9 protein-coding genes and 1 pseudogene are annotated in these 9,613 nt (G+C 63.3%); 2 read left to right on the top strand and 8 right to left on the bottom strand.

Features of this window, described 5'->3' with window-relative positions; all coding sequences use genetic code 11:
• Positions 1 to 138: pseudogene (locus MSKU9_RS19005) on the top strand (IS1595 family transposase); the annotation flags it as partial.
• A gap of 94 nt (positions 139 to 232) precedes the next feature.
• On the opposite strand, the gene MSKU9_RS04540 reads toward MSKU9_RS19005, so the two are convergent.
• Together MSKU9_RS04540 and prmC are read right to left on the bottom strand one after the other, a co-directional pair.
• A complete protein-coding gene (locus MSKU9_RS04540) occupies positions 233 to 787 on the bottom strand; it encodes a DUF4167 domain-containing protein (RefSeq protein ID WP_141260148.1) in 555 nt (184 codons plus the stop codon).
• Positions 788 to 1,051: 264 nt separating this feature from the next.
• Positions 1,052 to 1,915, bottom strand: a complete 864-nt coding sequence (prmC, locus tag MSKU9_RS04535) for a peptide chain release factor N(5)-glutamine methyltransferase (RefSeq protein WP_141260147.1) — start codon at positions 1,913 to 1,915, stop codon at positions 1,052 to 1,054.
• 30 nt (positions 1,916 to 1,945) lie between these two features.
• Between prmC and MSKU9_RS04530 the strand changes: the two genes are divergently transcribed.
• The gene (locus tag MSKU9_RS04530) at positions 1,946 to 2,410 is read left to right on the top strand and encodes a hypothetical protein (RefSeq protein WP_141260140.1); all 465 of its coding nucleotides are present in this window, start codon (positions 1,946 to 1,948) and stop codon (positions 2,408 to 2,410) included.
• Positions 2,411 to 2,414: 4 nt separating this feature from the next.
• Here MSKU9_RS04530 and prfA read toward each other — a convergent pair whose 3' ends face one another.
• The 6 genes from prfA to MSKU9_RS04500 form a co-directional block, all read right to left on the bottom strand.
• Complete coding sequence (gene prfA / locus MSKU9_RS04525; RefSeq protein WP_141260139.1) at positions 2,415 to 3,476, bottom strand: peptide chain release factor 1; 1,062 nt, start codon at positions 3,474 to 3,476, stop codon at positions 2,415 to 2,417.
• A gap of 2 nt (positions 3,477 to 3,478) precedes the next feature.
• Positions 3,479 to 4,735: a histidine--tRNA ligase gene (gene hisS / locus MSKU9_RS04520; RefSeq protein WP_141260138.1), complete on the bottom strand. Its 1,257-nt coding sequence runs from the start codon at positions 4,733 to 4,735 to the stop codon at positions 3,479 to 3,481.
• Between the two features lie 87 nt (positions 4,736 to 4,822).
• A complete protein-coding gene (gene ispG / locus MSKU9_RS04515) occupies positions 4,823 to 5,983 on the bottom strand; it encodes a flavodoxin-dependent (E)-4-hydroxy-3-methylbut-2-enyl-diphosphate synthase (RefSeq protein ID WP_141260137.1) in 1,161 nt (386 codons plus the stop codon).
• Positions 5,984 to 6,114: 131 nt separating this feature from the next.
• Positions 6,115 to 7,263, bottom strand: coding sequence for a helix-turn-helix domain-containing protein (locus MSKU9_RS04510; RefSeq protein WP_141260136.1), 1,149 nt, complete (start codon positions 7,261 to 7,263; stop codon positions 6,115 to 6,117).
• Positions 7,260 to 8,333 (bottom strand): NAD(P)H-dependent flavin oxidoreductase, encoded by a 1,074-nt coding sequence (locus tag MSKU9_RS04505; protein WP_141260146.1) that lies wholly within the window; start codon positions 8,331 to 8,333, stop codon positions 7,260 to 7,262. Before MSKU9_RS04505 ends, MSKU9_RS04510 begins: the two co-directional genes overlap by 4 nt.
• Positions 8,334 to 8,344: 11 nt before the next feature.
• Positions 8,345 to 9,598, bottom strand: coding sequence for an aspartate kinase (locus MSKU9_RS04500; RefSeq protein ID WP_141260135.1), 1,254 nt, complete (start codon positions 9,596 to 9,598; stop codon positions 8,345 to 8,347).
• Between the last annotated feature and the right edge of the window lie 15 nt (positions 9,599 to 9,613).

Raw genomic sequence — 9,613 nt, 5'->3', positions numbered from 1 at the left:
CTCGGCGCTTTCTGCTGGACCACAAATCGAAGGCACAACATGCCCGGCATGATCCACGCCGCATGCCGGGCCGTAGCAACCTCTTCAATCCTTACCCGCCATCGCGCATATGACGAAATTCCCGTGCTGCTTGGTTGATAAGCGGGAATTCCCTTTAATAAGGCAGGTTTCTCTGAAACCGCCTCCCTGCCGACAGGCCCCGCCCGATAGACCCGGACGGGGCTGTGCCCATTCAGGACGGGGTGGATTCCAGCTCTTCCTTCTTGTCGGCCGGCGGTTTGCTACGGCTGTTACGGCGTGGTGCACGGGGTGCGCGCGGTGTCGGGGCAGGTGCGGGTTCGCTGGCTACGGTGGGCTGCGGGGCGGTTTCCGCCGGTTCGCTCACCTGCTGCTGGATGACGGGCTGTTCGGTGCTGTCATCAATGGCGGTATCGGTGGGCTGGCGGTTGTCGACCGGGCGCTGCTGGCGGGCGGCCATGCGTTCCTGGCGTTCCTGCTGGCTCTGCTGTGCTGCCTGCGTCATGGCGTTGAGAATGCGGAAGTAATGTTCGGCATGCTGGAAATAGGCTTCTGCCATGACGCGGTCGCCCGTGCTGCTGGCGTCACGGCCCAGCTGCAGGTATTTTTCAAACAGCTGCTGTGCCGTGCCGCGCACACGCAGGTCAGGTCCATTACTGTCGAAGACATGGTTGCGGTTCAACGGGATCTGGCCATTATTATGGCGTACGCTTCCGCCATTGCTGCCGCCCGAACGATTGTGACGGCCTCGCATGCGTTTCATGTTCATAAGCTGTCGCAGCACTTTCCTGTTGCCGGTCGCCGGCGCTGCCCTGGACCGTGGGGCGGTCTATCCGTCCCGTCTGTTGCCATAGTGGTTGTCCGGTATGACGCCGGACACGGATCCCTGCATGGCGGAACCATTCCGGTTCATGACGCCAGCTTTTCTGTTTTGCAATCGGGATCACCCACGCGGAAACGGAACAGCAGATCAGCTTGCAGTTCGTGTTTCCTGCGCCATCGCAATATAGCCCGCCTGTTTCGGTCTGCCAAATTATTTTTTCACCACCAGCGCCCGCCCTATTCCTCCCAGGTCAGGGCGGATTTCCAGTACCTGCAGCCCACCATTATGCATAAGGGCGGGTACGCTGTGATCCTGACCTATACCCAGTTCCAGCACCCCGATCCCGCCTGGTGCCAGCAGGTCGTGCACTATCGTCGCCAGTGCGCGATAGGCGACCAGTCCATCCGCCCCGCCATCCAGCGCGCGTGCAGGTTCATGGCGCACGACTTCGGGCATAAGTCCGTTCAGGTCGGCATGCGGGATATAGGGCGGATTGCTCAGGATCAGGTCGAATGGTCCCGTGATTCCGTCGGCCCAGTTGCAGCACAGCATGTCACAGCGCGCGGAAAGGCCATTGCGTGCGGCATTGCGTGCGGCAAGGTGCGCGGCATCGGGGTTGAGGTCAGTGCCAATCCCCTTGGCCTGCGGATATTCCGCAAGCACTGCCAGCAGCAGGCAGCCCGTGCCCGTCCCGATATCCAGCACGTGCAGCGGGGCATTACGGTCAGGCAGATGGTCCATTACGGCTTCCACCAGCGTTTCCGTATCCGCGCGCGGGATCAGGGTTGCGGGTGACACCACCATATCCAGTGACCAGAAACCCGTATGCCCGGTGATGTAGGCCATCGGTTCATGATCCAGGCGGCGCTGCAGGATCTGCATGAAAGTATCATGGCTGCCGGGCGGCAGCACGTCGATGCGTAATAGCCCCGCAAGGTCGGTACCTGCCGCATGGGCGGCCAGCAGCCGGGCCTCGCGTTGGGGGGCTTCGATACCAGCGGCACGCAGGCGGGTGGCGGCATCGGACAGAAGATGGCGCAAATTTGCGGGCGTCTGTATCATGGCATCTTTCATCACGGCTGATTTCCGTCATACTGGGGCATCATGCAACTGCCTGCTTTTTCATTACGCCCTGTGCGGATCCTGATTGCCACCATGCTGTGCGCCAGCATGGCGACGCCGGCGCTTGCCGGGTCGTTTTATGTCGAGGATGGGTCCGGCGATGGGGAAATATCCGAAATCTCGCGCCTGTATGTGGATGAACAGCTGGTCGCGACCTTCCGTCTTGACCATGACCATCCTACCCAGACCGCCCATGTGGAAACGGCGGTCAGCCGCGTGAACCACAGCTACGCCCTGTGTGGCGAGATCACGATCCGCCGCCCCGAAGGCAAGGTCGAGATCCATCAGGTCAGTGGCGAAGGCGTGCTGCATGAACCCGATGGCCACCATCTTGTCGCCCTTGGCGCGCGCAATTTCACGGAATTCTACCTGGCCGACCCTGATGACCCGGATGTGGTCGAACGCCATCCCGGTCGCAGCAGTCTGTGTGCCGCGCCGACGTCATAGGGCGTCAGGTATCATCCGCCGCAAGAAGGGCCGCCTGTTCTTCCTGTGTCAGCGCATCGACGAATTCATCAAGTTCCCCCGCCATCACCCGGTCGATCTTGTACAGCGTCAGCCCGATGCGGTGGTCGGTCACGCGCCCCTGCGGAAAGTTGTAGGTACGGATGCGTTCCGACCGGTCGCCCGTGCCGACCTGCGCACGGCGGTCAGCGGCACGGGTTTCATGGGCTGCGGCACGGTTACGTTCATACAGGCGGGCGCGCAGGATCTTCATCGCCTTGGCGCGGTTCTTGTGCTGACTTTTTTCTTCCTGCATCGCCACGACGATATTGGTGGGCAGATGGGTGATGCGCACTGCACTTTCAGTCTTGTTGACGTGCTGTCCCCCTGCCCCTGATGCCCGATAGACATCAATGCGCAGGTCACCCTCGTTCACTTCCACATCGACTTCTTCCGCTTCGGGCAGAACGGCGACTGTTACGGTGGATGTATGGATGCGGCCCTGGCTTTCAGTCGCGGGCACGCGCTGCACACGGTGAACGCCGGATTCGTATTTCAGCCGGGCGAACACGCCGCGCCCGGTAATGCTGGCGATCCCTTCGCGCAGGCCGCCGAGTTCGGACTGGTCATATTCCAGCACCTCGAACCGCCAGCCGCGCTGGTCGGCATAGCGCTGGTACGCGCCAAACAGTTCGGCCGCGAACAGCCCCGCTTCATCCCCACCTGCGGCGGGTCGGATTTCAAGGATGGCGCTGCGCTCATCCGCTTCGTCACGGGGTAGCATGGCCAGACGGATATCATGGCGCAGTTCAGGTATCTGCTGGCGCAGGGTGCCCAGTTCGGCTTCCGCCAGTTCCCGCAGTTCCGGGTCGGACAGCATCTGGCTTGCGTCGTGTTCCGCCTGCTCCGCCGTGCGCAGGGCGTTCACACGGGCCACAATCGGTTCCAGTTCCGCGTATTCGCGTGAGGCCTGGCTGAAATCGGCTCCCGACATTCCTTCCGCAAGGAGGGCCTGCAGTTCCTCACACCGGGCGACAATACGGTCCAGACGGTCGTCAAACTTTGCCACGGTCAGGCCCTTTTGGGTGTTCCGGACAGAAGGAAGGCCGCCACGCCATCCATCGGCACTTCAGTCTGCTGTCCGCTGTCCAGATCCTTGACCTGCACCACGCCGCGCGCGATTTCGTCACTGCCGATCACGATGGCATGGGTGGCGTTCATGCGGTTGGCGCGTTCCATCCGCCGCTTCATGTTGCCGCGATAGGAGGTCTCGGCCCGCACGCCTGCACCACGCACCGCCTGCAATATGGTAATCGCCGCCGCCTGCGCATCCGCCCCCATGGGAATGATGGCAACCGGGCGCGGGTCCGCAGGAATGTCTTCCAGCAGCATGGACAGGCGCTCGATCCCGCCAGCCCAGCCAATGGCAGGCGTCGCGGGACCACCCATTTCGGCCACCAGCCCGTCATAGCGGCCACCCGCCAGCACGGTGCCCTGCGCGCCAAGTCGTTCGGTCACGAATTCAAAGGCGGTATGCCCGTAATAATCCAGCCCGCGTACGATGCGCGGGTTTTCACGGAATTTCACGCCCATCACATCCAGCGTCCGGCGCAGGTCGTCCCAGAATGTCCGGGCATCCGGCGTCAGGAAGTCAGCGATCATCGGGGCGTCAGCCAGCAGCGCGCGATCCTGCGCCGCCTTGCTGTCCAGAATGCGCAGCGGGTTGCGTTCCAGCCGGGTCTGGCTGTCGGCCGACAGATCGGCACGGCGTTCGCTGAAATAGGCGATCAGTGCGGTCCGCCAGGCATCGCGGCTGGCCATGTCACCCAGTGTGTTGAGCTCCAGCACCACGTCATGGGCAATGCCCAGGCCCTGCAGCACGTCACGGCCCATGGCAATGACTTCGGCATCGGCCAGCGGTTCGGCAGCACCCAGCAGTTCGGCACCGATCTGGTGGAACTGGCGGTAGCGTCCTTTCTGCGGGCGTTCATAGCGGAACATTGGCCCGGCATAGAACACCTTCTGCGGCAGGGACTGCGTCAGCCCGTTGGTGACCAGCGCGCGGCAGATGGCGGCTGTCCCTTCGGGGCGCAGGGTCAGGGATTCGCCGCCCCGGTCCTCGAACGTGTACATTTCCTTGGACACGACATCGGACGTATCGCCCAGCGAGCGTGAAAAGACCCGTGTGTCTTCAAAAACCGGGGTCGCCCATTCGTCAAATCCGTACAGGCCGACAATGCGGCGCGCGGTTTCGACAACATGGGTAAAACGCCTGCGGTCCTCACCGATCAGGTCGTGGGTGCCACGAACGGGCTGTAAGCTGCTCACTACGCGATATTCCTGCATTGAACCCGGCCCGTACCCGTAGAACTGGCCGGTTGGGCGGCACGCCGGACCCTGGCGCGCCGCATGTCTTCAGTCCACGGTGGACATGGTGGCTTCGCGGGCCATTTCCTCGGCGGGGGTATTGCTGGCGTCGGCAGCCGCAAGCTGCTCCACCTTCTTTTCCACCAGTTCGACAATATGTTCGATCATGTCGCCTGCGGGCATGGTATGATCCTGCTTGCCCGCAGAATAGACCATGTGACGGCCCGAACCGCCGCCGGTCACACCGATATCGGTCATCAGCGCCTCGCCGGGGCCATTGACCACGCAGCCGATGATCGACAGCGTCATGGGTGTCTTGATATGCGCCAGCCGGTCTTCCAGCGTCTGCACGGTCTCGATCACGTTGAAGCCCTGACGTGCGCAGGACGGGCAGGAAATGATCTTCACGCCACGGTGGCGCAGGCCCAGTGACTTCAGGATATCCCAGCCGACCAGCACCTCTTCTTCCGGTTCCGCCGAAAGCGAGACGCGCATGGTGTCACCCACGCCCGCCCACAGCAGGTTGCCCAGCCCGATGGAGGACTTGACCGTGCCCGCGCGCTTGCTGCCCGCTTCGGTAATGCCGATATGCAGCGGGTGGTCGCATACATCAGCCAGTTGCTGGTAGGCCGCGACCGCCATGAACACGTCGGATGCCTTCACGCTGATCTTGAACTCATGGAAGTCATGATCTTCAAGGATCTTGGCGTGTTCCAGGGCGCTTTCCACCAGCGCGTCGGGGTTCGGCTCGCCGTATTTTTCCAGAAGGTGCTTTTCCAGCGAACCGGCGTTTACGCCGATACGGATGGAACAGTTGTGGTCCTTCGCCGCGTTCACGACTTCACGCACGCGCTCGGCGCTGCCGATGTTGCCGGGGTTGATGCGCAGGCACGCAGCACCGGCCTTTGCGGCTTCGATGGCGCGTTTGTAGTGGAAATGGATGTCAGCCACGATGGGCACGTTCACTTCCCGCACGATTTCGGCCAGCGCCTTCGTGCTGTCCTCATCGGGGCAGGAGACGCGTACGATGTCCACGCCCGCCAGTTCAGCGCGGCGGATCTGCGCGATCGTGGCCTCGGCGTCCGTGGTCAGGGTATTGGTCATGGTCTGGACCGAAACCGGGGCATCCCCACCGACCGGCACGCTGCCGACATGGATCTGCCGCGACTTGCGGCGTTCGATGTGCTGATAAGGACGATAGCTGCTCATTATGTGCCCTCCAGATAAGGCGGCGGTTATGCTCCGGCCCGCCGTAGCGGCGGCGTGGCACGGCCCTTGGATCTGTTACATGCCGGTTTCCGGCATGGTGATCATCAGGGGACCATGCCGTGGAGACCATTCTACTCCGGATTGATGCGCTGTGGGAGGGGCGGAGAAAGATTATTGCCACTTCCCGTTGCCGGCGTCGCGCCAATGGCCGATGTATCGGTCACGGGCGAAGGTGCCGGTGGGCGGATGACGGGTGCCGGGCTGGCATGCATGACCGACCCGTCCACCACGGCTGTGGGAGTGAGGGGAATGTTATGGCGTACTTCCCCGTTACGGCCCAGCGGCTGTGTCGTGACGCCGCCTGCCGCCAGTGTCAGGCCACCCGCATTGCCAACTGTCAGCACAAGGCCGGACTGGTCCTGCGGGGTCTGCCACGTCTCACCGGGCTGCATCGTGTGGTCATATAATACGGGCCCACCGGGCTTGCGTACCTGCACCCATGTCGGGGCGCTGGCGTTCAGGGTCACGCTGTCCGCCGGGGTGGCAGGCTGTGCGGCTGCTGCGGCCTGCTGGGCCAGCACGTTACGGTCCTCGCCCATTTTTTCCAGCGGCTGCGTGGGGGCGACCGGAGCGGGCTCGGGTGGTGCGGCCTGCTGCACGGATGATGGCGCGCCGGTCAGGGCTTCACGTTCCTGAAGGGGAAGTGGCTGCGGCGGCGGTTCGGGCCGTTCATCAGCGGGGGGCAGGACGGATGCCACCTGTGGCGACGCGGTGGTGGTGGATGAGGAAAGTCCCGGCAGCGTCAGCTTGCCGGGAATGTCATGGCCCAGCCCATCCGTGCCGGTCATCTTGTACCAGCCGACATAGGCACCCACCAGGATGACGATACCGCATAGCAGCAGCACCCCGGTCGGCAGACTCCGGTCGGGCAGCGGCACGGGAAAGGACAGTTCGGACCGGCGGGGGAATGCGCCACGGCTTTCGACCTTGAATCGTTCGACCAGCTGTTCGGATTCCAGGCCCAGCGCCTTGGCATAGGTGCGCAGGAAGCCCACGGCATAGGCGGCGCCGGGCAGTTCGCCCGGCTGGCCTGCTTCCAGCGCCTCCAGATACGGCAGGCGGATGCGCAGCCAGGCTGCGACATCGGGCAGTTTCCACCCCAGTTCCTCGCGCCGTGTGCGCAGGATGTCCCCTACCGACGCGATGGGTGCCGTGCCGGGTGCAGGGACTGTCGTGCCCTGTGCGGGTTTGGGGCGGAAAATGCGTTTGCCGTCGCTCATCCGTAGCGGGCCCTCTCCTCCTGGCGGATCAGGGCATCAATGGCCTGATCGACCAGCTCCTTGATAATCTCACCGACCGGCTGTTCACCCGTAATCATGCCGACCGACTGTCCCGCCATGACGGAACCGTTTTCGACATCACCATCCACCACAGCCCGGCGCAACGCGCCAGCCCAGAAATGTTCAATGTCCAGCTGGGCGGCTTCCTTGGTCAGTTCGCCCGCCTGGAAACGGCGCAGCGTCTGTGCCTGGTGCTGCAGGAAACTGCGTGTGCCCGCGTTGTTCAGCCCGCGTACCGGAATGACCGGAAAGCGTTCATCAAGCTGGACGGAAGTCACCGCATCGCGTGCATTGGCGCGGATGAAGGCCTTCTTGAAGTTTTCATGCGCGATGCTTTCCCGCGACGCGGCGAAGCGCGTGCCGAGCTGCGCGCCCGATGCCCCCTGTTCAAGGTAGGACAGGATGGCATCGCCGCGGCCCAGGCCACCTGCGACGAATATCGGCACGTCATGGATATGCGGCAGGATTTCCTGCGCCAGAACGGTCAGCGAGACCGGGCCGACATGGCCGCCCGCTTCCGATCCTTCGATCACCAGTGCATCGACGCCAAGGCGCACCAGCCGCTTGGCCAGCACCAGTGCGGGCGCAAAGGCTATGACTTTCGCCCCGCCTTCCTTGATGGCGCGGATTGCCGGGCCGGATGGGATGCCACCGGCCAGCACGACATGGGTGATACCTGCGTCAAGGCATACGCGCACGAGTTCATCAAGCTGCGGATGCATGGTGATCAGGTTGACGCCGAACGGGCGGGTGGTCAGCGCCTGTGTCGCCGCGATTTCCTCGGCCAGGCGCGCGGGTTCCATCGCCCCGCAGGCCAGCACGCCAAAGCCGCCGGCGTTGGAAATGGCGGAAACAAGGTTGCGTTCGCTGACCCATGACATCGCCCCGGCCAGCAGCGCGTATTCGCTGCCAAGGAAGCGCGTGCCACGCCCCCACAGGTGGTCAAGCCGGGCACGGGCCTCGGCCCGGCGCGTGGGGTCCGTCAGGGGAGACGGCGCGGTGTCTGACATCTCCGCCACGCTCACGCCGCATCCAGGCCATAGGCGGTATGCAGGGCGCGCACGGCCAGTTCGGTATATTCGGATGCGATCAGCACCGAAACCTTGATTTCGCTGGTGGAAATGACCTGTACGTTGATGTTGCGTTCAGCCAGCGTGCGGAACATCGTGCTGGCGACACCGGCGTGCGAACGCATGCCAACACCTACGACGCTGATCTTCACCACGCCGTCATCGGTCTGCAGTTCCGTGAACTGGATTGCGTCGCGGTGGCTTTCCAGCACGGAAATCGCGCGCGCCAGATCGGCCTTGCCGATCGTGAACGTCATGTTGGTCGTCCCGTCGTCGCCCGTGCTCTGGACAATCATGTCCACGTTCACGTTGGCGTCGGCCAGCGGGCCGAACACCGCCGCCGCGATACCCGGGCGGTCAGGGAGCTGGCGGACGGAAATCTTTGCCTCGTCCCGGGAGTAGGCAATTCCGGCGACCTGTTCCTGTTCCACGATTTCGTCCTCATCCACGACTAATGAACCGGGCAGATGCCCTTCCGATGGTGCCGGACCATCGGTGAAACTGGACAGCACCTGCACCCGCACGCGCTCCTTCATTGCCAGTTCCACGCTGCGGGTCTGCAGCACCTTGGCCCCTACGGACGCCAGTTCAAGCATTTCCTCATAGGTAATCTTGTCCAGCTTCCGTGCCTTGGTAACAATACGGGGGTCGGTTGTATAGATTCCGTCCACATCCGTGTAGATATCGCACCGGTCCGCCTTCAGCGCCGCCGCCAGCGCCACGGCCGAGGTATCGGACCCCCCGCGTCCCAGCGTGGTGATGCGTCCGTCCGGGCCGATCCCCTGGAAACCGGCCACGACCGGCACCTGTCCCGCCTGCATACTGCTGATCAGGTTCGCGCCGTCTATGGATACGATACGCGCCTTGCCATGCGCGTCATCCGTGCGCAGCGGGATCTGCCAGCCCAGCCATGATCGGGCATTGACCCCCAGTTTCTGGAGCGCGATGGCCAGCAGGCCACTGGTGACCTGCTCCCCCGTTGCAACGACGGTGTCGTATTCACGTTCATCATGCTGGGGCGAGAGATCGCGGCAGTAGCCGACAAGGCGGTTGGTCACGCCAGACATGGCGGATACGACAACGGCAACCTCGCATCCGGCCTCGACCTGTTTCCGGACTTTTTCCGCGACGGCACGAATCCGGTCAAGATCGGCGACGGATGTGCCACCGAATTTCATCACGATCCGCGGTACGGTAGGGGACATCGGAATAGTGGCTCC

Origin of the sequence: Komagataeibacter diospyri (assembly GCF_006538165.1) — a bacterium.
GTDB lineage: Bacteria > Pseudomonadota > Alphaproteobacteria > Acetobacterales > Acetobacteraceae > Komagataeibacter > Komagataeibacter diospyri.
Note: the sequence above shows the minus strand (reverse complement) of the source record. Positions and strands in the feature narration are given on the sequence as shown.